24 protein-coding genes are annotated in these 24,792 nt (G+C 60.5%); 12 read left to right on the top strand and 12 right to left on the bottom strand.

From position 1 onward, the window contains the following. Positions 1 to 18 precede the first annotated feature (18 nt). The 3 genes from H5U38_12505 to H5U38_12515 all read right to left on the bottom strand — a co-directional run bounded on the left by H5U38_12505 (position 19) and on the right by H5U38_12515 (position 1,951). Entirely contained in the window at positions 19 to 564 is a 546-nt protein-coding gene (locus tag H5U38_12505) for a hemerythrin domain-containing protein (GenBank protein ID MBC7187846.1), read from the bottom strand. 179 nt (positions 565 to 743) lie between these two features. Further along, positions 744 to 1,076, bottom strand: a complete 333-nt coding sequence (locus H5U38_12510; protein ID MBC7187847.1) for a cupin domain-containing protein — start codon at positions 1,074 to 1,076, stop codon at positions 744 to 746. An 11-nt stretch (positions 1,077 to 1,087) separates the two neighbouring features. Further along, positions 1,088 to 1,951 carry a 4Fe-4S binding protein gene (locus tag H5U38_12515; protein ID MBC7187848.1) on the bottom strand — a complete coding sequence of 288 codons (864 nt, stop codon included), beginning with the start codon at positions 1,949 to 1,951 and terminating at the stop codon, positions 1,088 to 1,090. A gap of 129 nt (positions 1,952 to 2,080) precedes the next feature. On the opposite strand from H5U38_12515, the gene H5U38_12520 reads away from it, so the two are divergent. Continuing rightward, on the top strand, positions 2,081 to 2,740 hold the full coding sequence (locus H5U38_12520; GenBank protein ID MBC7187849.1) for a Crp/Fnr family transcriptional regulator: 660 nt from the start codon (positions 2,081 to 2,083) through the stop codon (positions 2,738 to 2,740). Between the two features lie 204 nt (positions 2,741 to 2,944). Here H5U38_12520 and H5U38_12525 read toward each other — a convergent pair whose 3' ends face one another. From H5U38_12525 to H5U38_12550, 6 genes are all read right to left on the bottom strand, one after another. Beyond that, positions 2,945 to 3,184, bottom strand: coding sequence for a hypothetical protein (locus H5U38_12525; protein ID MBC7187850.1), 240 nt, complete (start codon positions 3,182 to 3,184; stop codon positions 2,945 to 2,947). Beyond that, positions 3,181 to 3,771, bottom strand: a complete 591-nt coding sequence (locus H5U38_12530; GenBank protein MBC7187851.1) for a sigma-70 family RNA polymerase sigma factor — start codon at positions 3,769 to 3,771, stop codon at positions 3,181 to 3,183. Before H5U38_12530 ends, H5U38_12525 begins: the two co-directional genes overlap by 4 nt. Positions 3,772 to 3,888: 117 nt before the next feature. Further along, positions 3,889 to 4,227 (bottom strand): thioredoxin, encoded by a 339-nt coding sequence (trxA, locus tag H5U38_12535; protein MBC7187852.1) that lies wholly within the window; start codon positions 4,225 to 4,227, stop codon positions 3,889 to 3,891. A gap of 3 nt (positions 4,228 to 4,230) precedes the next feature. Next, entirely contained in the window at positions 4,231 to 4,662 is a 432-nt protein-coding gene (locus tag H5U38_12540; GenBank protein MBC7187853.1) for an OsmC family protein, read from the bottom strand. A 3-nt stretch (positions 4,663 to 4,665) separates the two neighbouring features. After that, the gene (locus tag H5U38_12545) at positions 4,666 to 4,869 is read right to left on the bottom strand and encodes a DUF1858 domain-containing protein (GenBank protein MBC7187854.1); all 204 of its coding nucleotides are present in this window, start codon (positions 4,867 to 4,869) and stop codon (positions 4,666 to 4,668) included. A 26-nt stretch (positions 4,870 to 4,895) separates the two neighbouring features. Beyond that, positions 4,896 to 5,432: a TlpA family protein disulfide reductase gene (locus H5U38_12550; GenBank protein MBC7187855.1), complete on the bottom strand. Its 537-nt coding sequence runs from the start codon at positions 5,430 to 5,432 to the stop codon at positions 4,896 to 4,898. A gap of 603 nt (positions 5,433 to 6,035) precedes the next feature. Between H5U38_12550 and H5U38_12555 the strand changes: the two genes are divergently transcribed. Both H5U38_12555 and H5U38_12560 read left to right on the top strand, forming a co-directional pair. Continuing rightward, positions 6,036 to 6,830 (top strand): sugar phosphate isomerase/epimerase, encoded by a 795-nt coding sequence (locus H5U38_12555; protein MBC7187856.1) that lies wholly within the window; start codon positions 6,036 to 6,038, stop codon positions 6,828 to 6,830. Between the two features lie 69 nt (positions 6,831 to 6,899). Continuing rightward, positions 6,900 to 7,532, top strand: coding sequence for a corrinoid protein (locus H5U38_12560; GenBank protein MBC7187857.1), 633 nt, complete (start codon positions 6,900 to 6,902; stop codon positions 7,530 to 7,532). Positions 7,533 to 7,754: 222 nt separating this feature from the next. Here the strand turns inward: H5U38_12560 and H5U38_12565 are convergent, their stop codons facing one another. Continuing rightward, positions 7,755 to 8,768 carry a peptidylprolyl isomerase gene (locus H5U38_12565; protein ID MBC7187858.1) on the bottom strand — a complete coding sequence of 338 codons (1,014 nt, stop codon included), beginning with the start codon at positions 8,766 to 8,768 and terminating at the stop codon, positions 7,755 to 7,757. A 242-nt stretch (positions 8,769 to 9,010) separates the two neighbouring features. On the opposite strand from H5U38_12565, the gene H5U38_12570 reads away from it, so the two are divergent. The 9 genes from H5U38_12570 to H5U38_12610 all read left to right on the top strand — a co-directional run bounded on the left by H5U38_12570 (position 9,011) and on the right by H5U38_12610 (position 22,580). Beyond that, entirely contained in the window at positions 9,011 to 10,576 is a 1,566-nt protein-coding gene (locus H5U38_12570; GenBank protein MBC7187859.1) for a carbohydrate ABC transporter substrate-binding protein, read from the top strand. Continuing rightward, complete coding sequence (locus H5U38_12575) at positions 10,573 to 11,448, top strand: sugar ABC transporter permease (GenBank protein MBC7187860.1); 876 nt, start codon at positions 10,573 to 10,575, stop codon at positions 11,446 to 11,448. The genes H5U38_12570 and H5U38_12575 overlap by 4 nt, the downstream gene beginning before the upstream one ends. Continuing rightward, positions 11,445 to 12,293 (top strand): carbohydrate ABC transporter permease, encoded by an 849-nt coding sequence (locus tag H5U38_12580; GenBank protein ID MBC7187861.1) that lies wholly within the window; start codon positions 11,445 to 11,447, stop codon positions 12,291 to 12,293. The genes H5U38_12575 and H5U38_12580 overlap by 4 nt, the downstream gene beginning before the upstream one ends. Before the next feature lie 27 nt (positions 12,294 to 12,320). Next, positions 12,321 to 14,810, top strand: a complete 2,490-nt coding sequence (locus H5U38_12585; GenBank protein ID MBC7187862.1) for an NPCBM/NEW2 domain-containing protein — start codon at positions 12,321 to 12,323, stop codon at positions 14,808 to 14,810. A gap of 529 nt (positions 14,811 to 15,339) precedes the next feature. Continuing rightward, positions 15,340 to 15,945: an HAD family phosphatase gene (locus tag H5U38_12590; GenBank protein ID MBC7187863.1), complete on the top strand. Its 606-nt coding sequence runs from the start codon at positions 15,340 to 15,342 to the stop codon at positions 15,943 to 15,945. Positions 15,946 to 16,019: 74 nt separating this feature from the next. Further along, entirely contained in the window at positions 16,020 to 18,524 is a 2,505-nt protein-coding gene (locus tag H5U38_12595; GenBank protein ID MBC7187864.1) for a YfhO family protein, read from the top strand. Between the two features lie 14 nt (positions 18,525 to 18,538). After that, positions 18,539 to 19,759 carry a HAMP domain-containing histidine kinase gene (locus H5U38_12600; GenBank protein MBC7187865.1) on the top strand — a complete coding sequence of 407 codons (1,221 nt, stop codon included), beginning with the start codon at positions 18,539 to 18,541 and terminating at the stop codon, positions 19,757 to 19,759. A 2-nt stretch (positions 19,760 to 19,761) separates the two neighbouring features. Continuing rightward, a complete protein-coding gene (locus tag H5U38_12605; GenBank protein ID MBC7187866.1) occupies positions 19,762 to 21,750 on the top strand; it encodes a S9 family peptidase in 1,989 nt (662 codons plus the stop codon). Positions 21,751 to 21,833: 83 nt separating this feature from the next. After that, the gene (locus H5U38_12610) at positions 21,834 to 22,580 is read left to right on the top strand and encodes an SDR family oxidoreductase (GenBank protein MBC7187867.1); all 747 of its coding nucleotides are present in this window, start codon (positions 21,834 to 21,836) and stop codon (positions 22,578 to 22,580) included. Positions 22,581 to 22,676: 96 nt separating this feature from the next. Here the strand turns inward: H5U38_12610 and H5U38_12615 are convergent, their stop codons facing one another. Then, entirely contained in the window at positions 22,677 to 23,489 is an 813-nt protein-coding gene (locus H5U38_12615) for a ZIP family metal transporter (protein ID MBC7187868.1), read from the bottom strand. A 55-nt stretch (positions 23,490 to 23,544) separates the two neighbouring features. Then, positions 23,545 to 24,426: an SDR family NAD(P)-dependent oxidoreductase gene (locus H5U38_12620; protein ID MBC7187869.1), complete on the bottom strand. Its 882-nt coding sequence runs from the start codon at positions 24,424 to 24,426 to the stop codon at positions 23,545 to 23,547. Positions 24,427 to 24,792 lie beyond the last annotated feature (366 nt).

Here is a 24,792-nt window from a genome sequence, read left to right on the forward strand (position 1 = left end):
CCGCAGGCGCGCTTTCGTTCAGGGCTTACGCTCGGCCAGCTCATGCGCCATGCGGTGGTACTTCTCGTGCACCCCTTCGCCGATCTCATCTTTCTCCACTCGCTCGAACGCAGAGACAAGCTGCGCCTGCTCCGCCCGGGTAAGAACCCTGTCGGCCATGGGAAACAGCACCTGGTTTTCCTTGTCAATGTGCGCCCGTAAGAGCTCCGCGTAGCTCCGAAAGCCCTCCACCACCTGCACGGCGCCCGCAGGATCTCCCTGCGCCCAGGCCACCAGGCCTTCCTGGACCCTGCGCAGGAACCCCCTGCCCATCTCATGTTCCTGCAGCATCACCGTCACAGGCGCGCGCAACGGTGGTTTCCGCTCCAGGAGCTTGAAAAGATGCTCTTCCTCCTTACGATGGTGGCATGCGTCGGCAAAGCTGCGGAAGAAATCCAGCAGCTGCTCGAGACGGGAGTGGTCGACCTGGGCAGTCGCTTCGATGCGCGTTGCTTCCCGCTCTGCCGCTTCCAGCACCGTGAGGATCAGCCGATGTTCCTCGATGAGCGATTCTGTGGGTTTCATCCTTTTCTCCGCTCATTACCGTGCCCGCCACGGGTATAGCTTCGCTATGCCGCCTGCCCCTCTTCTCTGCCCGTTTCCAGGGCGGAGGGCGCCGCGCGTCGCTGCATCAAAGAAATGGGCGGGCAGGTTGTTCGTCACTCGTCTTCTTGCGATCTCGTGTTTCCATGGCTGTCTGCCGGTCAAGACCTTATCATCGTCAGCACCATCTTGAAGCGCTGCTGGGCCTGGACGGCATGCGGCTTGTTGGCCGGCATGAGGATGGCCTGTCCAGCCTCCACCCGGTGAGCAACTCCACTGATGACGACCCTCGCCGCACCCTCCAACACGTGCACCAATGCATCAAAGGGAGCGGTGTGCTCGCTCAGATGTTGCCCCTCATCAAAAGCAAACAGGGTCACCGATCCACCTGCGGCCTGCACTATGGCCCTGCTCACGATGGCTGCAGGCTGGTACTGCACCAGGCCCGTCAGATCAGCGGGCCATTCTGGCACTTCATGTTGCAGAGAGCTCATTGCCTTCCTCCTCATCCGGCGGCGCGGCGTTGCAAGGTACCCGGGGCCAATTTGTCCTGTTGCAGCACTTCGCCCCGCAGGCCGACCACGATGTAGTTAACCTCGATCTTCCGTCGCGCTTCCTCAGCTGCACGCAGCGCTAGGCGCACCAGGCCACTGCAGCACGGCACCTGCATGACCATCACCGTCAGGGACTTGATCTTCGCCTCGTCGATGAGCACGCGTAGTTTCTCCAAGTAGATCTCCTGTCCCTCGTCCAACTTGGGGCAGGCGATGGCGAGGGTGCGTCCGCGCAAGTACTGGCGGTGGAAATCGCCCATCGCGTAGGCCACACAGTCCGCCACCAGGAGAAAATCGCTGCTCTGGAAATGGGGGGTACGCGGCGCGATGAGGTGCAGCTGCACAGGCCATTGCTTGAGTCGCGAAGGCTGGGGTCCACCAGGAGCTTCCTCGGCACTGGGCGCAAAACCCAGGGGACGGGATCCCGGGCAGCCAGCCGGTGGCTGCGTCGCCAGCGCCACATCAGCCGGGATGGGCAGGTCATGCTCCCTCAGATAAGCAAGGGCCGTGTGCAGATACTCCTCTTGGCCATGGTCTGCCAGGTGCTTGAGATGCGCCTTGACGGTGGCGGGCCCCTTGGCCACGATGGTGGCCATGACCGCGCGCTCGTCGTACTCCCCTGCTTCTCGCTCGACCACGGTAATCGCCCCCTCCGGACAATGACCGATGCAGGCTCCGAGACCATCGCAGAAAAGGTCGCTCACCAGACGCGCCTTCCCGTCGATGATCTGCAGCGCCCCTTCCGGACAGTTGGGGATGCACAGGCCGCAGCCAGTGCACTTGTCCTCGTCGATGGTGATGATCTTGCGCTTCACGGTATCTCTCCACTTTTGCATGGCATTTTTGCTTTTGCTGTGCTAAATTTACGACCCGAGCAGCACGAATTCCTTGACTTTGGTCAAGAGAATGCGACTTTCTTTCACGGCCTGGGCACTGGAGGAGAGATGGACCCCGAGCAGATGCTCACCCGTATCGGTCTTTTTCGGCACTTCTCCGCGGAAAGCATTCGCGCCATCGGGCAGATCTGCCTTCCTAAGAAGGTGCACAAGGGGCAGGTCCTTTTCTTGGAGGGGGACAAGGCCTACTCGCTCTACATTCTTGCCAGCGGCGCCGTCCAGCTTTACAAGACCGCTCCTGACGGACGTGAGGTGGTGATCAAGGTAGTCAAACCTGGCGAGATGTTCGCGGAGGCCATCCTCTTCGAACAGGAGCGGTACCCGGCGAGTGCGGTGGCCTTGCGGGAAAGCACTGTCTACCTCCTGCCCAAGGTACAGTTTCACTGTTTGTTGGAGCAAGAACGTTTTCGGAACGAGTTCATCGGCAACCTCCTCAAGAAGCTCCGTTTCCTGACCGAGCAGATGGCGCAGCGCTCGGCGGCAGATGTAGAGGAGCGCCTCTGGTGCTTCTTGGAAGAGCAGTTTGGGTGCAGCACGCGGGTGGTCTCGCCGATTCCCAAGAAAACCGTCGCGGCGGCAATTGGTGCTACACCGGAGACCCTTTCCCGGGTATTGCGCAGGCTGCAGCGCCAGGGCAAACTACGTTGGGAACGGCGGGTGATTGAAATCGACCCGAGCGTATGGAAAGAGCGACAACGGAGGGCTTAACTACACCGGCTGAGGGAGAACGCAACTTTCTTGCGGCGCTTGGGAGCAATGGGCAGCGAGACGAGATGTACCACCAACCAGGGGGGCGTCGTGCGCTGCCGATTTTGTGGCCTTGAGAGGGGCCGGGTGATAAGGAGAGGCTTTCCCCTGTGGAAGGGTCAGAAAGGCACATTGCCCTGAGGTGCACATGCCCCAGGGTTGTCCTCATCCCTGCGGCTTCTCCAGGTTCAAGACTCGCCAAAGGCGAAGGTCCACTTCCTCCGGCACATCGGCCTTGGGCAGGCACTGAAAAAGGCGCACCGTCTTACGGATGGAGTCGACTACGGCGCAACAGTGGGGGCAGGCGGCCAGATGCCTCTTGATGATTTGGCAGCGCTCGGAGTCTATCTCCTCGTCCAGCGCTGCGCAGATATCCTCCAATTTGTTGAGACAGTTGCCGCTCACTTCTTCCTTCGCTCCACATAGTCAGCCAAGCGATCGCGCAGAAAGAGTCGTGCCCGATGGATGTGAGTCTTGACCGTGGCCACGTTCAAATTGAGCATTTCGGCGATCTGTTGCAGAGACAATCCTTCCATATCCTTGAGCACAAACGCCGTCTTGTACTTGGGAGGCAACGCCTCGATGGCCTTTTCCATCACCTCGCGCAGTTCGGAATTGAGCACCAACGCCTCTGGGTTGTCCCCCAGCGAGCGATTGAACGAGGCGAGGTCACGACTCTCGTCGAGGTTGTACTCCTCCAAAGAATAGGTCGCCACCTTGCGTTTGCGGAGCTGCATGAGCGCGTAGTTGGTCGCGATGCGGTAGATCCAGGTGCCCAACTGCGCGTCACCGCGAAAGGTGGGCAACGCCTCCAGCACTTTGAGGAAGGTCTCCTGCATCACCCCCTCTGCTTCATCGGCGTTCCCAGTCAGACGGAGAGCCACGTTGTAGACCATCTGCTCGTACCTTCTGACGATTGCCGCCTGCGCAACACGGTCGCCGGCTTTTGCCCGCTCAATGAGCTCCGCTTCGCTTTCCTGCACCAAAACCATACGCCTTCACCGCAAGGTCCGATCTGATTGCCGCCTGCAAGGTAAGCAAAAGCAATCAGAAATGCAAGCGCAAAATCGGAACTCTGCGGCAAAGGCGCATGGTAGCCTGTGCTCGCTTCAATGAGCAAGAGGCGCGAGGTGGCGATCCACCATCTTCTTCAACTCTTTTTCCGGCACGGCACCGACGATCTTGTCAACCACCTGTCCATCTTTGAACAGAATTAGAGTCGGAATGCCCGTAACCCCGTAGCTCAAGGCCGCCCTGCCGTGGAGGTCAACATTGAGTTTTCCCACCTTGAGCCGGCCTGCATAATCCTCGGCAATCTTCTCCACCACCGGCCCCACCATGCGGCAGGGACCACACCACTCGGCCCAAAAATCCACCAGCACGAGTCCCTTGTAATCGGTCACCTCAGCTGCAAAGTTACTGTCGGTCAGCTCTACAGTCTTTCCCATCTGCTACCTCCTGTTCTTGTTCGATTGTCGAATCTCCACTTCGGTCGATATGTCGCACGCCTTGCGCAGCATGGCAGACACAGAGCAGTAGGTGCTCTGCGACAGCTCGATGGCCCGATCCACGGCTTCGCGAGGCACATCGTCGCCCACAAACACGTACTTGAGGTGGATAGCGGTGAAGACCTTGGGATGCTCAGCAGATTGATCGGCTTCCAATTCCATCCAAAAGTCGTCGAGTTTCACGCGCATCTTCTCGAGAATCGAGGCCACGTCCATGCCGGTGCACCCTGCTAAGGCCATGAGCACGAGCTCCATCGGTCGCGAGCCGGCGTCGCTGCCCCCGACCTTCTGGGAAGCGTCCATCGCCACCCAATGGTTCGAATCCGCCTTGCCCATGAAGCTGAGTCCTTGTACCTGTCTGACCACTGCCCGCATACTTCACCCTTCGCTGATGAACTTGTTCAGTTCCTGAACCAGAGCCTGAATCTGCACCTCAGAAAACCCTTTGGCGCGGGCGCTGCTGGCCACCGTGCCCCATATTGGCTCGCCGCAGGCCAGGCACTTGATGCCCTTCTCCATGAGAAAGCGCACCGAGCGCGGATAGCGACTCACCAGGTCTTCGATTGACGTGTCCCCGTCCACAAGCGGAGTTGTCTTCTGAGGTTTGTTCACCGCTCGTCCTTCCCGGATTGCGTTCGAGCAAGAAGCTTCTTGATGTCTCGCTCGAACACTTCCCTGGGCGTGTAGCCAACGTACTTCTGGTACACGTATCCCTGTTGGTCAATCACAAAGGTCGTCGGGATCGCGTCGATGGGTCCGAAGCCTTTGTACACCTCGTCACTGGCAAGGAGGTTCACATATGGCACCCGGTTCTGGCGGACAAAAGAGCGCACCGCCTCCACACCGTAGCGGCCTCCGGCCACGCCAATCATCGCAAACCCCTTGTCGCCGTAGGCTTTGTGCAGTTCCACGAACTCAGGGATTTCCTTGCGGCAAGGGGGACACCAAGTGTCCCAAAAGTCCACAATCACCACCTTGCCGCGATAATCCGAGAGGCGGTGAACTTTGCCGTCGAGATCCTTGAGGGCAAAGTCGTAGGCCTTGGTCCTCCGCTGCTGCGCCTGCCCTGACCCTCCCGGCAGCCCCAGCGTCAAGAGCACCAACGCCATCACGGCAACCCCGCGTGCGGCAACAGTCTTTCTCATGTATCCCTCCGTGTGCCTCTTTGTACTGTTTTTCCCGATGGTCCTGATAACCAGGTGCGAGCCCAAGCTCGTCGCATCCACGCGCCCCTGGCAACCCGCCAACTACAGATCCCTCAGCCGAGGCCCTGCGGTCCCGGCCCGTTTGGCCACGATGCGCTTAGCCCTGGGCTCGGTCGAAAGTCACTTCTTAGATGAACCCTGCATAGGAAAGTTTCAGACAGAATTCCTGCCGCTTTGCGCAGCAGTGTCTTCTGTCGAATGGGCCTCTGGTGCCTTCCAGAATCCGGAAGTGCCGGAGAGAGCACCTGAGCAAGCCACTCCTGCCAGCACCAGCTTGCAGCGAGCACAAACGGCCTAAACGGCACGCAGACTTCCGCGCAACATCACCCCCTGCGCTGGCTGTTCGGCCGGCTTCGCCGCTCGGCCGACTTCGGACCGCTGGACGGATGCGCCGCCATAGGCAGAAGCCTTGACCTCGAGCACATCCGCAGGATCTGCGGAAAGCAAACAGACGGGGGGAACTTTCGGTTGACGAGGGGAAATTTTTTTTGTATTTTTCAAACCACAATTGCGATGAGCTGACGAACCCTGACTGAGAGAAGGATGAAACTCGGCATTGTCTCGGACGAAATCAGCCTGGACTTCAAGGAGGCGGTATCCCATGGGCTAAGTTGGGGTATCGAGGATTATGAGCTCCGCTGTGTGCGCAGTGGGCGGGTGCCGTGCATCAGCGAGGCGGACTTGCAGACCATCTTAGCCATGAAGAAGGAACGCGGCATCAACATCACTGCCGTGTCGCCTGGCATGTTCAAGCTGACCCTGCACGACCGGGAAGGCCTGCAGCGGGAAATCGGCAAGGTATTCGACGACTCGATGGCTCTGGCCGAGCGGGTAGGCACCAATCTCATCATTACCTTCGGTATCATGCGCGCGGCAGGCGACGAAGATGGCTACCAACAGGTGCTGGACCTCTTCGGCCAACTCACGCGACGTGCCGAGGAACACGGCTTCGTCTTGGCGGTGGAAAACGAACCAGGCTTCTGGTGTGATACCGGCAGCGGGACCGCCCGTGTACTGCAAGCCATCAACTCCCCCCACCTCATGGCCAACTGGGACCCGGGCAACTCCTTTACCGGCGGCGAACGGCCCTATCCCGACGGCTACCGTGCCATTCGCGATTGGGTGATCAACATGCACATCAAGGACTATGTGACCACGCCAGAGGGGCCAAAGGCGGTGGCCGTTGGCCAAGGGGAAATCGACTACACCGGGCAATTGAAGGAGCTGGCGCGCGATCGCGCCCTGCACCACGTCACCTTGGAGACCCACTGCGAACCACTCTTGGAGAAATCCCGGCAAAGTGCTGAATGGTTGCAACGTACCTTGGCTTCACTGTGAGCAATAGGCGAGCTGGATTTGAGGCAACGGACGTCAACGAAGCGGTAACGAGTTGAAAGGACCCACGTCATGAAGGTATTGCAAGAACTGAGCGAAAGCATCATTCGCGGCAAGCTGGCCGATGCCGAGCGGCTGACGAGTCAGGCACTCGCGGAGGGGATTCCTCCTGCCGAAATCCTTAACAAGGGCTTGATCGCTGGCATGAACGTAGTGGGGGAGAAATTCAAGAACAACGAGTTCTACGTGCCTGAGGTGCTGATCGCCGCCAGGGCGATGAAGGGAGCCATGGCCATCCTCAGACCGAAACTTGTGGAGACGGGCGTCAAACCCATTGGTCGCTGCGTGCTGGGAACGGTAAAGGGCGACTTGCACGATATTGGCAAGAACCTAGTAGGTATGATGCTCGAAGGCGCCGGCTTTGAGGTCATCGACCTTGGGGTGGATGTGAGCCCGGACAAATTCGTCGCAACGGCAGAAGAACGACAGGCTCAAGTCATCGGCCTCTCGGCCCTGCTGACCACCACCATGGTAAACATGAAGAGCGTGATTGCCGCCTTGCAAGAACATGGGGCCAGAGACCGCTTCAAGGTGATAATCGGCGGGGCGCCGGTTACCCAGAGCTACGCCGACGAGATTGGCGCTGACGGCTACGCCCCAGATGCCGCTTCCGCTGTGGAAGTGGTCAAGACAATGGTGGCCTGAGCAGGTCGGCCGTTCCTCAGACTTGGATCCGGCGCGAACAGAAAGGCACGCCCTCCTGCGGGCGTGCCTTTCTGCTAAGGGGCGTCGCAAGCCGGCAGCGAACCGTGGATGCACCCTCGAAGCCGGCCAGCGCATGCCGATGTCGCTATGGCTACTCTGCGGCGGTCGCCCGCGGCCCGGCGAAAGCCAAGACTGGCACGTCTTCCTATCTGTGGAACACAATCACACTTTGGCCACGCGCCAACGCGCTTCCTTGTGCAGCTTAGTCATCAGCTGCTGGTAGGCTGGCACCCGCTTCCTGGCCTTGCACTCGCTCACCAGCGCCGGGCGCATCTCTTCCAAGGGACGCGGGTCCTTCTTCCGCTCGACCACTTGCAGGATGTGATAGCCGTAGGGCACTTCGATCAGGCCGCTAACCTCCCCTATGGGAAGCGAGAACGCCGCTTGGTCAAGTGGCTCAAGCATCTCCCCCCGGGGCACGTCCACCACCACCCCCCCTTTGTCCTTGGTTTCATCGTCCTCAGAGTAGAGACGGGCCAACTCCGCCATGTCCTCGCCTGCGCGGGCACGTGCCAAAATTGCCTCCGCCCTGGCTCGGATCTCCGGCTTTTCTTCTTCCACGTGTCCCTCAGTCAGGAAAAGGATGTGGCGGATCGTTGCATAGCGCTCTTCCTCGTACGCCTGGCGGATTTCCTCCTCCGTGGGCGTGATGATTGGTGCCAAGACGCGGTCCAGATAGCGAGCCACCAAGAGCGAGTTGTGGGCGTCGTTCCGCAGAAAGTCGAGGCTCACGCCGGAGCGCTGCAGGAGCAAGGCGTATTGCTCTGCACCCCCGAAGCGCTCATACTGGGACTGTAGCACGCTGTCCACCTGAGACGGCGTCACAGAGATGCCTTCCCTTTGTGCGGCGCGGAGCAGCAGACGCTGTTCAGCCAAAGACTCGGCGGTGCGCATGACGGTCTCCTTAACCCGCTCCAGCTGCATGGTACGCAGACTCCCGGCGCTATCGCCCATTTTGTTGACCAGATACTGCATCACGTCTGCAGTAGTCACCCGGAAATAGCGCGTCTTGACCAAGGTGCGGTTCTTGTTCGGATCGAGGAAGGGCAGGGACTTGCTCAGGTCGCTCGCCAACGCATAGGCGGCAGTATTGGGTTGCAGTTTCTCCGTGCGAGGTCTCGTACAAGCCGCAAAGGTCATTACCACCAACAGGATGCTCACGCCGATACGCTTCATGCCTCTCCTCCTTGCATCGTCTCCGTTCTTCGCTCCGTCGCGCCTGGCAAAGTTATGCATCTTGACTGACGAATGCAACCGTTTTCTGCCGAGCTGTTCAATGTTTTCTTGCTTGACTAAGACAGCAAAGTTTCTAAATTAGGGCCAGAACTGAACTCTCCCCGCGGCGGTCATGTGACGCTTGCGCTCCGGATGCGCCAGCAAGGGAGAGCGGCGCCGAACATGCGAAGGGAGCATGTGGCGTGAGAAGTGCCAGCCTGGCAGGTATATGCCACTTGCTCATCAGCACCTTTCTCGCAGGTGGGTGCAGCACCAATCGCCCGGACAACCCCGGCGGAGATTGGCGGTGGAAGGAACCGCCCCTGTACGGACGCTCCCTGAACCCGGGAAGACCCCACCTCATCCAGGTGGCGGCGGGAGAGTATCGCCCTGGCGCCCGGCCACAGGCGGTGGGGCCGCCTCTGCGCGCATTACGGGAGCTGGCAGACGAATACGAACGTTTGCACCCTGAGGTAACCATCGAATTCCTCACGCAGCTCATGTTGCTGGGAGGTTCAGAGGGAGAGTGGGTGCGGACGCAGCTCCTCGGCGGCGTGGCCCCCGAAATCGTTCAGCTCAATACTGAGGCAGTATGGCCCGACATTGAGCAGAACAAAGGCTGGTGGGTGGCACTGGACCCTTACCTTGACCGCCCCAATCCCTATGTGCCAGGCAACGAACATTGGCGCGACCTCTTCGCCATGCGCCCACTCACCGAGGCCAAACGCGCACCGGATGGCAAACTCTACTGCGTGGTCTACGACCTGGTAGAGACCGGTATCTTCTACAACCAGGACATGTTCGCCCGTCTCAACCTCAAGCTGCCACGCACCTGGCCGGAGTTTCTCACTCTCCAAGAGACGCTCGCGTCGGCCGGCTACATCCCCATGGTCATTGCCACGTACATGCACTACGACTGGGCCCAAGACCTCATGTTTGACCAGTGCTACTTCGAGCTGTTGGACGTAATCGACTACAAGAAGGCATCGCCGCTGGAAGAAGCATACTACCAGGGCTACCTCATGCCGGAGGAGTTGTGCTGGTTGATGAAGAAGGGGTGGTTTGCCCCGGACAACCCTCGCTTTCGCGAGGTCTGGCGCCTGCTGCGGGAATGGCGGACCTATTGGCAGCGTGACCTCGCCACCACCGACGGCGCTCGCCTGTTTCTCACCCAAAAGGCGGCAATGTTCTGGAACGGCTCCTGGTTCGTGCGTCGCCTGCTGCTCGACCCAATGGTCAACTTCCGCTGGGGTGTCTTCTACCCGCCGCCCATTGACAGGGACCACTCCCCGTATTGCTGTGGCGTGGACCAGTGCGTCATCGGCGGGGCGGGAATGCAATTCCACGTGACCCGGCGCGCCATCGACGACCGTGAGCTGGACTTGGTGATTGACTTTCTCATGTTCCTGACCACACCGGAGAATAACGCCCGCGTGGTGAACGAGGCGGGGCTCTTTGTGCCACACATCGTGGGCGCACCACTCCCTCCGGCGTTGGCCCCTTTCGCGGAAATCGTCACCAGGCGCTATTGCACCACGAAATGGAACTACTCCCTTGGCCATCGCTTTACCGACCACCACCAGCGCATGATCGAGCTCTACTTGCAGGACGGCATCAGCCTGGATGGGCTGATGCAGGAGATGGGTCGCTATTTCCGCGAAACAGCCGAACGCCTGATCGCCGAGAACGGCTGGCCAGAGCCTAAGGGGCTCCCTGAGTGGTCGCCTGAGGTAGAAACCCGCCTGCTCTCGGCAAGGAGGGCGCCATGACACGACGGGCTCCTCGGGGTATCTATTTGGCGCTGTTGCCGAGCTTTGCGCTGCTCGCCGTGTTCAACTACTGGCCGATCGTCAGCGCTTTTTTCCACAGTTTCTATCGGTGGGACCCCGGCGGCGTTGAGGAATACACCGGGCTCAGCAACTTCGCCCGCCTCATGCACGACGCCGTCATGTGGAAGGCCTTCGCGAACCTCGCGCTGGTTATTGGGGCCAACCTTACTATCAAGCTTGCCGTGCCGCTGGCAGTGGCGGTGTTGATCTTCCACTTACGCCGCGAAGCTTGGCGCTATTTCTACCGTGTGCTCTTTGTGGTGCCAATGGTGGTGCCGGCCATGGTGGTCACTTTGCTGTGGCAGTTTGTCTATGCAGACGGTGGGCTCCTGGCAGCACTGCTGCAGGCATTGGGGCTCAACAACTTCATCAAAGGATGGCTCAGTAACCCGCAAGCGGCCCTTGGAGCGCTGATTGGCGTGGGGTTCCCCTTTGTCTCCGGGTTTGCCCTGCTGGTCTTCTACGCGGGCCTGCTTAACATCCCCGATTCGGTGTTAGAATCTGCGCGGTTGGAAGGAGCTGGTTGGTGGCGTCGCTTCTGGCGCATCGAGCTGCCGCTGCTCCTGGGGCAAATGCGGGTAATCGTGGTGCTGACGATGATCGGCACCATGCAAGGCTATGAGCTTTTCCTCATCCTCACCCGCGGCGGACCGGGCTACACGACGATGGTGCCTGGTCTGTGGATGTACTTGTGCGGCTTCTCGTTCAACGAGATGGGCTACGCCTGCAGCATTGGGGTGGTGCTCTTCCTGGCGATGTTGGGGCTCACGGTGCTCAACTTGCGCTTCATGAAACAGGAGGAGATCGCGTGAGGACGCGGCGTTCTGGCACACGAGGCCTCTTTGCCGCGGGGCAGATGCCGGCTCACGTGGTGCTTCTGGGGGCCGTGGCCTTTACCTTCTTGCCTTTCGCCGTAATGATCTTAACCTCGTTCAAGAGCATCCCGCAGTTCTATCGCGACTTCTGGGGGCTTGCCTCGCCGATACATTGGGCAAACTATCTGAACGGATGGCAAACAGTCAGGCCGTATCTTCTCAACAGCATTTTGGTGAGCGGGGCCTCTGTAGCCGGGGTGCTGATGCTGTCGTCCATCACCGCCTACGTGTTTGCTCGCTTCACATTTCCCGGCCGGAATGCTCTGTTCTTGGCTCTGATTGCGGTCCTCATGGTTCCGTCGGTGCTCACCTTGGTGCCGGCCTTCATGGTCGTTCGCCAATTGGGGCTACTCAACTCCCATCTGGCGCTCATTCTGCCGTATGTGAGCGGGGGACAGGTCTTTGCCATCTTCCTGTTGCGCTCCTGCTTCGAGGCCATTCCCCGTGACCTTTTTGACGCGGCCACGGTGGACGGTTCAAGCGAGTTGTACATCTTCTGGCATGTGGTGCTACCTTTGTCGCGGCCGATGCTGAGCGTGGTGGCCATCATGAATCTGCTCTGGACGTGGAACGAGTTCATGTGGCCCTTTGTCACACTCAACGACGCGCGCAAGTTTGTGCTCCCAGTGGGCCTGCTGGCCTACAACACATCGCTCTATGGGTGCCAGTACCCGGCGCTCTTTGCAGGCTATGTCATCGCCTCTCTCCCCTTGCTGGTGCTGTTCGCGCTCACGACCAAGGCTTTCATTAGGGGGATGACCAGTGGTGCCCTGAAGTGCTGAGTTTCGTCGGCTAACCAGGAGGAGATCATGCTCAGGTACTTGTCGCTTGCTTTGGGCCTTATTGGCCTGGTTGCTCTCTCGTGCTCGCGGCGCAATCCAACAAATAGGGCCGAGCTCACATGGCCCAGGCCGGTGCCATGTCGCACGGCCGACAATGCCAACCCGGAGCTCTTCGTGATGACCTTAGGGGCCGTGGAGACACCCCTTGCTGACGGCATTTTCTACCCCGAGGAGGATGTGGTACGGCTCAGAGATGGCACGGAAATCAAAGACTATTTCCGCCAACGGCACGGCATCACTCACTACCAGCCGTCGGACAAGAGCCGCTTCCCGCTGCCGCCCTCGGGGTGGTGCTCGTGGTACTTCTACTACCAGGAGATCAACGCCGAGGAAGTGCGGGAAAACGCCGCCTGGTTGGGCACGCACCTCAAGCCTTTTGGCGCGCGCTACTGCCAGATCGACGATGGCTGGCAGGGCACCGGCCACGGCATGGGCGAAAACCGCGACTGGACCACCATCGACAAGCGGTTCCCCGGAGGTATGGATGGGCTCGCCTCGTTCATCAAGAAACAAGGCTTGGAGCCCGGCCTTTGGCTGGCGCCGCACGGCCAGAGCAACGCGGAGGTCGTCAAGGAGTCCGGGGCATTCCTGCTGAAGCCCGACGGCAGCAGTGCTTCCGATACCTGGGAGGGCAAGTACCTGGTTGATCCCTCCACGCCAAAGGGACACGCGTATTTGGAGAATCTCTTTACCACACTGCGGAAATGGGGGTACACCTACTTCAAGATCGATGGGCAGCCGATCGTCATCGACGAGTACCGCAGGAAGCAGCAGTTCATGAAGAATCCGACGGCGGGCGCACCTGAGGAACTCTACCGCCAGACACTGCGCACCATCCGCCAGGCTATCGGTCCGGACACCTACCTGCTCGGCTGTTGGGGCATACCGCTGGCTGGGGTGGGCATCATGAACGGCTCGCGCACCGGGGGCGATGTGGTCTGCGACTGGCGCGGCTTCCTGACCGCCGTACAGGCCACGATGCGCTGGTATTTCCTGCACAACATCGCCTGGTACTGCGACCCGGACGTGATGCTCCTCCGTCCGCCACTCACCCTGGACATGGCGCGCGCCTGGGCGACGCTCCAGGGCTTGACCGGACAGGCACTCATGGCCAGCGACCGTATGCCGGACCTCCCGCCAGAGCGGGTGGAGATACTCAAGCGCGTCTTCCCGGCAGTCGACATCCGTCCTCTGGACCTTTTTCCCTCCCAGACCAACAAGCCGATTTGGGACCTCAAAGTGAACCATTTGGGGAGGCAGTACGACGTGGTAGGTCTTTTCAACTACGACGAGCGCAACCCGGTCTGCCTCTACCTTTCCTGGGCCGAGCTCGGCCTGCCGGAGGACGGCTCGATGCACGTGTACGACTTCTGGGCGGAGGAGTACGTGGGCTGCTGGGAGAAGGGGATTTTCGTTCACCTTGATCCAGCATCATGCCGTGTGCTCACCCTGGTCCCGGCAGCGGAACACCCGCAACTCATCTCGACCAATCGCCACATCACCCAGGGATGGGTCGACCTGCACGAACTGTCATACGACTCATCGAGGCTTGTCTACTCCGGGAAGAGTGAGGTGGTTGCGGGCGACCGTTACGAGCTCCGCTTTGCTTTCCCCAGGAGCGGGCGCACCTTCCGCATCAAGGAGGCAAAGGCGGGCAACACAACAATGGAAGTGCGCAACCACCAGGGGTGGGCAACCTGTTCTTTCACCAGCCCAGCCTCGCAGCAGGTGCGTTGGCAGGTGGCATTTGAGCCAGCAACGTGCTATTCCTACCCGGTAGAGAGCCCACGGCAATTGCGCGCCAGGCAGACAGGACTCGATTGCGCGGAGGTGAGCTGGAATCCTGTTTACAGCCTGAACTGCGGGTACCTTGTCTCTGTGAACGGTGAGCTCCTCGGCTACACGCCCCTCGCGCGCGTGGAGCTGCGGAACCTGGACCTGAGGGCGACAAACGCTGTCTCGGTGGCAACCGTCTGGCAGGACGGCACACGTAGCGAAGAGGCGAGCATCGACCTCGAGGGCGTTCTCGCGGTTCCAGAGCAGGTGTGGCTCTCAGAGGCTCGGCCCCTTCGCGCCTCTTCCGGCTGGGAAGCCGTGCAAATGGACGCCAGTGTGGAAGGGAGAAACCTTAGCATCGCCGGCCGAAGATTTGCCAAAGGGATCGGCACGCACGCCGAATCCGATGTCGTCTTTCGCCTCGGCGGCTCCTTCAGCACGCTGCACGGCTGGGTTGGTGTGGATGACGAGGTGCCCAAGGGGCGCGGTTCTGTGGTCTTTGCGGTATTCGGCGACGACCGGTTGCTCTGGCGCAGCAGCCTCATGCGCGGCGGTCAGCCGCCGGCGAGGATGGAAGTCTCAGTTCGCGGCGTGCACACCCTGCGCCTGCACGTGGCCGATGGCGGCGACGGCATCGACTATGACCATGCTGACTGGGCGGAACTCCTGGTGAGGCGGTAGAGCATCCTTTGAGACCTGCTGTCCTTACATCCGGCGAGCAAGACAGCAACACGGGAAGCCACTCATTGAAGGGCCTCGCGTGGCGTTCCCAGAGTGCCACGGAGGCCAACCGGCGACGAAGCCCTGTGGCGTTTTTCGTGCATAGCCGTGGGCCAGCGCTTGGTTCGAAAGAGTCCATGAGCGCCGGCAAGCCGACGGTGAGTACAGACTGTGTGGCCCCTGAGCTTTTCATAGATGGCCTGTAGGGGACGCATGCCGGGCGTTTGGGCAGTGGGCTTTCGATGCGTCGCCGGTGTGCCGCGGATGCCCCAACAGCACGCCGGCGTGCGAGGCTCCAGGGGTGGGGCACTGGTGGCATCGACATGGAGGACCATGGGGATCCTCCGCATGACCGTCGACCATTGGCACACCACCGCGAAAAACCTCGACCCTGGACGTTTCCCTTGACTTTTCGCCGCCCCTTTTGTAACTTTGGCCGCGAGCATTGCTCAGAACAGAAGCTGAATGACTTTCTGCCAGCGGTGGAGGGATGATCAAGACCATCTTCTTTGACCTTGGGGGAGTAGTGGTCAACGTCCACTTCGATCAAGCGGTGCAGCGGCTGGCAAAGTTCAGTCCGTATGAACCTGCGGAGATTGAGCAACTCATGCTTGAGTCGCCGGAGACGAAGAAATACGAGCTCGGTCTGACCACCACCAGAGACTACGCCCGCTGGGCGCTGCAGGCCCTCAGACTCAAGATGGACGAGGAGCAATTCGTGCGCGTCTTCAGCGACATCTTCACCCCTAAGCAGGATGTCGTCCAGCTCATCACCCAGTTGGATGGTCGCCTCCAGGTCGGCGTCATCAGCAATACCAACGTGGCGCACTACGAGTGGATTGCCGGGCACATCGAGGCGGTGGCTGGCATGCAGCCCGCCGTGCTCTCGTTCCGCGAGCACCTGGCCAAACCAGACCCGGAGATATTCTCGCTCGCCTTGGCTCGGGCTGGCTGTGCTCCCGCTGAGGCGGTGTTCATCGACGACCTTGAACCCAATGTGCTCGCTGCTCGCTCGGTGGGCATGGCCGCGTTCGTCTATCAGGGCCGCGATGAGCTGGTAGAACAGCTTCGCGCGTTGGGGATAGCGCTCCAATAGGTGATCCTCAACCAGCACCGTGCGCAGCATCATCTCTTGCGCTACGGCGCTCGAACGTCAAACGAGGTACAGTGATGGCCAAGAAGAAACCGGTGCAGACTGCCCCAGAAGCTCAAGCTTCAGTTGGCAAGCAGCGGCCGCTGCTGTGGCTGGTGGCGGTCATGGTCGTGCTACTCTGCGTTGTGTACGGCCAGATTCTCTTTTTCGGGAAGACGCTCCTGCCGCCGGACAAACTGACGGCCGACGCCACCGCGCCTTTTGTGAAAGATGCGCTAAAGCGCGGCATATTCCCGCTGTGGACGCCGTATATCTTCAGCGGCATGCCTTCCTACGGCAGCCTGCTCAGTGCACCCCGCGTGAACCCCATCGACTCGTTGGTGAAGTCTGTGCTCGGATTGCTCCAGCTCCCTCCGTTCGTCTTCATTCTGGTGAACTATGTGCTCTTCGGGAGCCTCATCTTCTTGCTCTTGCGCCATTGGAAGGTGCACCCGCTCGCGGCCATTTTCGCAGGCCTGGCTGTGGTGTTTGTGCCGCAGTACGTCGCCTTCACCGCTTTCGGCCACAATACAAAGTTTCTCACGCTGGTGCTGATCCCGCTCATCCTTTACCTCACCGAGCTGGTGGTCACCAGGCGTCGGCCTCTCTATGCTGCCCTCCTGGGGTTGGCCATCGGTTTTCAGCTGCTCAGGGCCCACCTGCAAGTGTCGTACTATACAGCCCTTCTCATCGTCCTGTTCTTCGTCTACCGGAGCCTCATCGCTCTGCGAGAGCGCCGGGGATGGAAACCGATTTGGCAGAGTGCAGCCCTGCTGGCAGCGGCTGGTATCTTGGGCGTCATGCTCTCGGCGGTACTGACCCTGCCCGTGTACGAGTACTCGCACTATTCCATCCGTGGCGGCGCAGAGGGAGCGCTCGACTATGACTACGCCACGGCCTGGTCATTTTCCCCTCTGGAGATGATCACCTTTGTCGTGCCGTCGTTCCTGGGCTTCGGCGGTGAGACCTATTGGGGCAAGATGCCCTTCACCGACTACCCGCTCTATTTCGGCGTGGTGGTCCTTTTCTTTGCAGGGATGGCCCTGGGGCTGCGACGAGACCGGAATACAATCTTCCTTGCTGTGGTGGCCCTGCTATCGTTGCTGGTCTCGTTTGGCCAGCACTTTCCCATTCTCTACAAGCCCATGTTCCTCCTCCTGCCCTTTTTCAGTAGCTTCCGCGTGCCGAGCATGATCCACATCGTCCTGGACATTGCCATGTTGCTGCTTGCCGGCATCGGCCTGCATGAGGTGCTCATGCTCAACCAGGATAAGGCCCCGGCCCGGCGTGCGCGAGCGGTCTCCACTTACAGCGCAGTGTTTCTGGGGGTGGTCGGCGTCGTTTTCCTGTTCTTGCTCGTGGGGAAGGGTTTGTATATCTCCCTGGCAGGGAGCTCGCCACGGGAACTAACGGTGGATGTTCGTGCACAGGCCTACAACCGGGCACTGCTCGATGCGTTCCTCGCTCTGCTTTTCACCGCAGTGAGCGCGTGCATGGTGCATTTCTACCTGCGGCGCCAGGTGGGGAGCGTATTGCTGGCAACGGTTGTCATTGTTGTCGCTTTGGTAGACCTCTACCTGGTGGACGCGCGGATCATCAAACCTAGGCCCAGGGATGACGAAAAGGCCTACTTTGCAAAGAACGAAGCAGTGAAGTTCCTGCAGAGCGACCGAGAGCCTTTCCGCATCTATGCGGCACCTGACAATCGCACGCCAAACTGGTACATGTACCATAAGATCCAGAGTGTGTATGGCTACCATGCGGCCAAGCTGCGCATTTACCAGGAGTTCATAGAGGAGAGCGGCCTTGACCAGCGCACCTTCCCTGGCATCCCGGCGCTTTTTGCCAAGTATTGGCGTTTGATCTCCCACCAGGGCAGGCCAATGCTGCAGCCGGTGCCACCGGGCACCATTTCGCCGCAGCGCATCGTCACGGACCGCGCCTTCCTGGACATGCTCAACGTCAAGTATGTGGTCTCCTACTACGACCTGCGCGATGAGCAATTCCGCAAGGTTCTGGACGACATGCCCGGGGTGTACCTCAACACCGGGGCCCTGCCGCGCGCCTTTTTTGTCGACAGCGTGGTGGTCGTCTCCGGCAGAAATCGCATCTTCGAGTTCATGAAGAGCGGCAAGTTTGACCCACATCGCATGGCGGTCATCGAGCAGCAGCCGCCTTTTACCATTGCACCTGCCGGGGAGAATCGCGTGCGCGTCACCTCGTACGATATCCACGACATCCAGCTCGAGGCCGAGGTTGCGTCCCCGACGCTGCTGGTAGTGAGCGAGGTCTTTTACCCCGCAGGATGGAAGGCGTATGACAACGGTCGCGCGGTGCCCATCTACAAGACCAACTACATTCTGCGAGGGCTCTTCCTGCAGCCTGGGCACCACAGCATCCACTTCGCCTTCAGGCCCGCTTCGTTCCGCCTTGGGCTGACAGTGAGCGTTGTGGGCTTGCTCTTGGCCCTGGGGGTAGTGGCCTACAGTACCGTTCCGCCCTACCTGCAGCGCCGGCGCGCCGGGGCGCCTCCTGCCAAGTAACGAAAGTTGAAGCCATGGTCAACAGCATCTACACGCGCACGGGTCCCTTCAAGGGTTTGCTCTTCGTCTTGGTCGCCGCGGCAGTGGTGGTGCTGTTGCTGTACACCCAGCAACTGGTCGACAGGCTCCGCGCCGATGCCAGGCAGATCGTCACTCTCTGGGCAAATACCTATGAGAAAATCATTGGCGCGGAAAACGACGAGCACAGCAGTGAACTGATGAACTTCTTTTTCGAAGAAGTCATCATGCGCATCAACTTTCCGGCCATCCAGACCGACGTGAACCATGAGCCGCAGTACTGGAAAAATGTGGGGGTGGACGATAGCGATCGCTCACCAGCCGCCCTTGCCAAGGTGAGGAAGATGGTGCGCACCATGGCGCGCGAAAACAAGCCCATTGTCATTCGCGCCCAGGGACAGGATCTGGGGTACATTTACTACGGGGACTCACGGCTCATCACCCAGCTGCGCTACCTGCCCTACGTGGAGATTGCTGTGGTGGGATTGGTGGTACTGGTGGCCTTTGTGGGCTATAGCTCCATCAAGCGAAGTGAGCAGCGCTTCCTCTGGGTGGGGATGGCCAAGGAGACTGCACACCAGCTCGGCACACCGATCTCTTCATTGATGGGCTGGCTGGACTTGATCAGCCAGAGCACCAGCCCTGAGGAGGTGCAACGTACAGCAGCCGAGATGAGCAGAGACGTGCAGCGGCTGGAAAAGGTGGCGGCGCGCTTTTCCCAAATCGGTGCCCGCCAGGAGTTGAAACCGCAGGCAGTCGAGGACATCGTGGCCGACGTCGCCAGCTACCTGCGCCGTCGCCTGCCTCAGATGGGAAACAAGACCCACATTGTCGTGGACTCGGCAGAGGTGCCGCCCGTTGCGGTTAATCGCGACCTGCTGGAATGGGCGGTGGAGAACTTGGTGAAAAATGCCCTCGATGCCCTGCAAGAGAGCGGCGGCACGGTTCGGATCTCTCTGGGTCTCACCGACAGAGGCGATGCTGTCTACATCGACGTCAAGGACGATGGCAAAGGGATCCCGCCTCGCCACAGGCGGGCTATTTTCAAGCCGGGGTTTAGCACTAAGAGGCGCGGCTGGGGACTCGGGCTGAACCTTGCCAAGCGCATCGTGGAGGAGTATCATCACGGCAAGCTCTTCATCAAAGAGACCAAAGTCGGGGTGGGAACAACGATGCGGATTGTGTTGCCTTTGCGTCAGCACAAGAAGGAGGCATGAACATGAGAGTGGTCGGGGTGGCAGTTATCTGGCTCGCAGCGTGGGCGCCGCACATAGCAGGGCCTGCATGGGGGCAGAAGCCGCTGACGGCACAGGATGCCGTCTCCCTGCGCTACCCCGAACAAGTAGCCCTCTCCCCTGACGGCACACGCTTGGTGTACCTGCTGAGAGAGGCCGATTTTGTGCGACAAAGGTTTCTCTCTCATCTCTGGCTGATTGGCGATGGGCAGGAAGAGCCGCGCCAGCTCACCACCGGCGACGGCCGCGACGGAGCCCCCTCCTGGTCGCCGGACGGCAGTTTCCTGGCCTTCTTGTCTGACCGCTCGTACCCTGGGGCAAACACCTCCTCGGGTCGCATTGTACGTCTGTGGGTCATTGCTGCAGACGGTGGCGAGGCCTCGCTCATGAGCGGTGGAGAGCAAGTAGTTGCTTATCGTTGGACACCCACCGGCGACTGCCTCTACTATGTGGCCCGGCCATCCTCCTCTCCTGCCGCGTCCGCAAGTGATCCGCTCGTATGGCCCGCCGTCGCGCCAGAAGATGAGTTGTGGGTGGTCACTTGGCCGGGAGGCGAGCGGCGTCGGGTGATGGCCTTGGGGGTGCGCGTCATCGACTTTGACCTCTCGCCAGATGGCACGCAGATAGCCTATTGCACCGAAGATGAAGGCACGACCGCTCCGTGGGGCAATCTGCACCTGCGGGACATAGAGACCGGCGAAGCACGCAGTCTGACCAGTCTACCTGGGCCAGCGGCAGCGCCGCGCTTTTCTCCGGACGGCCTCTCGCTGGCCTGTCTCACCAAGTCCGGACCGGACCCGCTCTGCAGCCAGGCAGAATTGGCAGTCATCGACCTCCTCACCGGCAGAACGGCGATTCTCACCGGACGCCTCGACTTGGCAGTGGGCGACCCGGTGTGGGCCAGTGATGGCAAGTCCGTCTACGTGACCGTCGCGGCCGCGACCAACACCTATCTTTACCAGGTGTTTCCGGCCACACGGCGCATCGCGGAGGTAGTGAGAGGCAACGGCGCGGTGAGCAGCTTGAGCGTAGCGACAGATGGCCAGACCTACGCCTACCTGCGGGAAGACAGCCGTACCCTGCCCGAGGTTTTCGTGCACCGCAAGGGCAAACTCCAGAAACTCACTGACTACTCGGCACAACTTGCCCCTTTCTCTCTCGGCAACCAGACAGTAATCCGCTATCAGAATGAAGGGTACGAGCTGGAGATGGTGGTGGTCTACCCAGTGGGATATGTTCCCGGCATCCGCTGCCCAGTTCTCCTTTTCGTGCACGACGGACCCCACCAGCGTTTTGTGAATACCCTTCGCCAGGAATTGCTATTCCAGGTCTTTGCCAACCGTGGCTACCTGGTGGCAGCACCCAATCCCAGGGGAAGCGCTGGCTACACCGACAGGTTCGGGAAGGCCTCCCGTCTGGACATCGGCGGCGGCGACTACCGCGACCTCATGGCTGCGGTGATGTACCTGGACGACATCGGCATCGGCGATTTCGTGCGCATGGGCATCCTGGGCATCGGCTATGGGGGCTACATAGTCAATTGGGCCACCACTCAGACGGACCGCTTCCGTGCCGCCGTGTCCATAGGAGGTGTGTTCAACTTGTTGAGCCATTGCACCAGCCCAGCGCAGGCAGCATGGGGTAAAACTTATTTAGGCACCAACTACTGGCAGGAAAGCAAGCCGTACATTGAACGTTCGCCAGGTTTCTACGCCAAGTTCATCGAGACGCCGCTCCTTTTGCTGCACGGGATGGAGGACGCCGAGGTCCACTTTCAGGAGGCCATCGACATGCGAGATGCGCTCACCGCTCTTGGCAAGAGCGTTGAGCTCGTACTTTATCCCAGGGAGGGCCACAGCCTGAGCACCGAGCCGGCACACGTAGTCGACTGGGTGGAGCGTGCACTTGCGTGGTTCGACCGCCACATCATGTCGGCACAGCTGCTGAATGAAGAGCAACTGCGGCAAGAGTAGCGTTCTGGTGATAGGCGCCGCGTGCTGCTGGGCTCCATAAAGACGATGTTTCCCACTCCCCGCCACCATACAACGCTCCGCAGATGAACCTCCGACTCGACGGCCAAGTAGCCTTGATCGCCGGCGCCACGGGGTGCATCGGCAGTGCCGTGACCATGAGCCTAGCCCAGTCCGGCGCCGATGTGGCTATCGGTTACTTCGCAAACGAGAGGAATGCCGAAGACCTGGCGGAGGAGGTCCATCGCCTGGGGCGTCGCGCCCTTACCTTGCAGGCAGACGTCACCAGCGAGCGTCAAACCCTCGCGCTGGCGGGAGAGGTCGAAAGACGGCTCGGCCGCCTGGACATTCTGGTCAACGTAGTGGGCCACTTCTTGAAAAAGCCGTTGGCGGAGACCACCGCGACGGAATGGCAAGAGATGCTGGACACCAATGTGACGAGCGCCTTTCTGTTGTGCAAGGCAGTACTGCCAAGCATGCGTCGCCGCGGGTACGGGCGTATCGTGAACCTTGGTCTGGCCGGATTGGAAGCTGGACATGGTTTTGCGCAGATCGGCGCCCATGCCGTCGCCAAGGCCGCTCTCCTGTCCCTCACGCGTTCCCTGGCCAAACAGGAGGCTGGGCATGGCATTACCGTCAACATGGTTGCGCCGGGCTTCGTCCTTGGGCCCCAGGTATCCGAAGCTGAGGCAAGAGAGCTCGCCTCCCGCATCCCCGCCGGTCGCTTGGCGACCGCCGATGAAGTGGCCGACGCGGTGTTGTTCCTGGCTTCGCCAGCGACCTCCTACGTCACCGGCACCGTGATCGAAGTCGCCGGCGGCTGGGGGCTGTGAACTATCCCGCCAGAAGGCCTGCACTGCCCACCTGGCGCCTCCAGAAGACTCGCACTGCCGCTGATTCCTCACGACTCCGCAACGAGCAACTCGCTCTCAGCCCAGCGCCACGTCCAGCACCATCATTGCGACAAAGCCGACCACCAATCCACCCGTGGCCAAATGGGTGTGTTTGCCCAACTGTGACTCAGGGATAAGTTCTTCAACAACCACGTAGATCATGGCTCCGGCGGCAAAGGCCAGGGCATAAGGGAGCAGCGATTTTACCGCCAGGACTGCCACGGCTCCGAGCACTCCTGCAACGGGTTCAACCGCTCCCGAAAGTTGCCCCCAAAAGAAGCTCCGCCCGGCGCTCATGCCCTCTCGGCGCAAGGGGGCGGAAACGGCCGTCCCCTCTGGAAAGTTTTGCAAACCGATGCCCAGTGCCAAGGCGACCGCGCTGGCAAGACCCGCAGCGGAGCCCTGGCCGGCGGCTCCAAAAGCCACGCCCACGGCAAGCCCCTCGGGGATGTTGTGGAGCGTGATCGCCAACACGAGAAGGACACTTCGTTGCCAAGCAGTTTTCAACCCCTCTGCTTCCTCCACGGGATAGCCACTGTGTAGGTGGGGCAAAATGGTATCCACCACCCAAAGAAAGCCTGCGCCCAGGAGAAAGCCTATGGCAGCCGGAAGCCATGCCGGTCCTCCTTGCTCGGCAGCCATCTCGATAGCCGGCGCGAGCAGCGACCAGAAGCTGGCGGCAATCATCACCCCGGCGGCAAAGCCGAGCATGGTGTCCAAAATCTTCTGGTTCACCCCTCGCACCACCAAGACCACGCCTGCGCCCATGGCCGTCACAAACCACGTGCCGCAGGTAGCCACCAGGGCCTGCGCCACAGGATTCAGGTCCACGAACCAGTCTCGTATCATGCCTCTGTCGCCCTCATGCTGGTCAATATCCTCCCAAGTGCGAACGAAGGCAGCCTTAGCCGCGCCATGCCATGACTTTGTCCACCACCGCCTGGGGCAGAAGCTCCGCCATGACTGCTGCCCGGGCCATGTAGCCCACCGTGTAGCGCGAACGCGGGCGCTTCGCGGTGAGCGCTCTGAGGACCGTCGCGGCCACCACCTGCGGGTCACTCCGCTTGCGGTCGAACTTGGCGAGCTGCTGGAGCTCAACCCGCAAGGCATCTGTATACAACCGGGCACGTTCGGCCGGCCACTCTTTCAGGTTTTGTTCCAGCTCCTGGGCGGTGCGACTGACCGCGGGTGTCTTTATGCCGCCACAGCGCACCATAATCACCGGAACGTTCCAGGGCCTCAACTCCAAACGCAGCGTGCGCGCCAGGCAATTGACGGCAAAGTCGCACACGTGGATGCTCCCCACGAAAGGGATGGGAAGCAGCCCTGGTGTGACAATCCACAGCACACGCCCCTGTGCGGCACGGAGAGCTGGCAGCAGCGCCTGCAGGAGCGCCAGCGGGCCCACCACCCTGGTCTCTAACTCCCGGCGCAGGATGGACACATCCAGTAACTCCAAAGGGGCTATTGCCCCACCGCCGGCATTGTTCACGACTGCGTACAAGCCACCGAGGTGGAGCCGCTCAAGCACTGCGCTCACTTTCCGGCCGGCGTCTGCCACGTGCCGCGGGTTGGTCAGATCCAAGGGGCAGATGGGGAAAATCCCCGGCCCGCTGCGGCTCAGGTCCTCAGCATCCTCTTGCCGCCTGACCGTGGGCAAGACGGTGAATCCGCGTGCGGCAAGGTGGAGAGCAACCGCACGACCGATCCCTGTCGAACACCCAGTCACCAATACCGCCCGGCCTTGGCCAGGAGCCCGCCACGTTTGTTCCGCACGCTCGGACACGACTGCCCTCCGTCATTTGGCCTGAATGAAGACAAAAACGCCGCGCCACCTCCGTCGCTGATGCACCTATTTAGAAAAAAGCGGGCACTTCTGCAAGGGGAATATTGCCGAGACCAGCACCTCCATTCCCTGGCGCGGTTCCTAAGGTGCCGAGCTTCTGCCTTCCCTCACGATGCCGACCTCACGAGGCGAGCTACGGGACACGATTCCCGTTGATTCTGAGTGTGCACATGTGTAAATTTAGATCGCCATTCTGGAGCCCCTGGCTGGAAAACCACCAATCATAACGAACGCTGCCTGCGGTGATAATCCATGAGGAGCCAAGGACTGGCGGAGCTGCCACGCGTTCTTCGTGGGCTGCCCGTG

This window comes from Calditrichota bacterium (genome assembly GCA_014359355.1).
Lineage (GTDB): Bacteria > Zhuqueibacterota > Zhuqueibacteria > JANLFK01 > Oleimicrobiaceae > Oleimicrobium.

Excerpts from the sequence above, each read along its gene's own strand:
- H5U38_12505 (MBC7187846.1), bottom strand. The coding sequence starts at position 564 with ATGAAACCCACAGAATCGCTCATCGAGGAACATCGGCTGATCCTCACG.
- H5U38_12510 (MBC7187847.1), bottom strand. The coding sequence starts at position 1,076 with ATGAGCTCTCTGCAACATGAAGTGCCAGAATGGCCCGCTGATCTGACG.
- H5U38_12520 (MBC7187849.1), top strand. The coding sequence starts at position 2,081 with ATGGACCCCGAGCAGATGCTCACCCGTATCGGTCTTTTTCGGCACTTC.
- H5U38_12530 (MBC7187851.1), bottom strand. The coding sequence starts at position 3,771 with ATGGTTTTGGTGCAGGAAAGCGAAGCGGAGCTCATTGAGCGGGCAAAA.
- trxA (MBC7187852.1), bottom strand. The coding sequence starts at position 4,227 with ATGGGAAAGACTGTAGAGCTGACCGACAGTAACTTTGCAGCTGAGGTG.
- H5U38_12540 (MBC7187853.1), bottom strand. The coding sequence starts at position 4,662 with ATGCGGGCAGTGGTCAGACAGGTACAAGGACTCAGCTTCATGGGCAAG.
- H5U38_12550 (MBC7187855.1), bottom strand. The coding sequence starts at position 5,432 with ATGAGAAAGACTGTTGCCGCACGCGGGGTTGCCGTGATGGCGTTGGTG.
- H5U38_12555 (MBC7187856.1), top strand. The coding sequence starts at position 6,036 with ATGAAACTCGGCATTGTCTCGGACGAAATCAGCCTGGACTTCAAGGAG.
- H5U38_12560 (MBC7187857.1), top strand. The coding sequence starts at position 6,900 with ATGAAGGTATTGCAAGAACTGAGCGAAAGCATCATTCGCGGCAAGCTG.
- H5U38_12565 (MBC7187858.1), bottom strand. The coding sequence starts at position 8,768 with ATGAAGCGTATCGGCGTGAGCATCCTGTTGGTGGTAATGACCTTTGCG.
- H5U38_12575 (MBC7187860.1), top strand. The coding sequence starts at position 10,573 with ATGACACGACGGGCTCCTCGGGGTATCTATTTGGCGCTGTTGCCGAGC.
- H5U38_12585 (MBC7187862.1), top strand. The coding sequence starts at position 12,321 with ATGCTCAGGTACTTGTCGCTTGCTTTGGGCCTTATTGGCCTGGTTGCT.
- H5U38_12590 (MBC7187863.1), top strand. The coding sequence starts at position 15,340 with ATGATCAAGACCATCTTCTTTGACCTTGGGGGAGTAGTGGTCAACGTC.
- H5U38_12595 (MBC7187864.1), top strand. The coding sequence starts at position 16,020 with ATGGCCAAGAAGAAACCGGTGCAGACTGCCCCAGAAGCTCAAGCTTCA.
- H5U38_12600 (MBC7187865.1), top strand. The coding sequence starts at position 18,539 with ATGGTCAACAGCATCTACACGCGCACGGGTCCCTTCAAGGGTTTGCTC.
- H5U38_12605 (MBC7187866.1), top strand. The coding sequence starts at position 19,762 with ATGAGAGTGGTCGGGGTGGCAGTTATCTGGCTCGCAGCGTGGGCGCCG.
- H5U38_12610 (MBC7187867.1), top strand. The coding sequence starts at position 21,834 with ATGAACCTCCGACTCGACGGCCAAGTAGCCTTGATCGCCGGCGCCACG.
- H5U38_12615 (MBC7187868.1), bottom strand. The coding sequence starts at position 23,489 with ATGATACGAGACTGGTTCGTGGACCTGAATCCTGTGGCGCAGGCCCTG.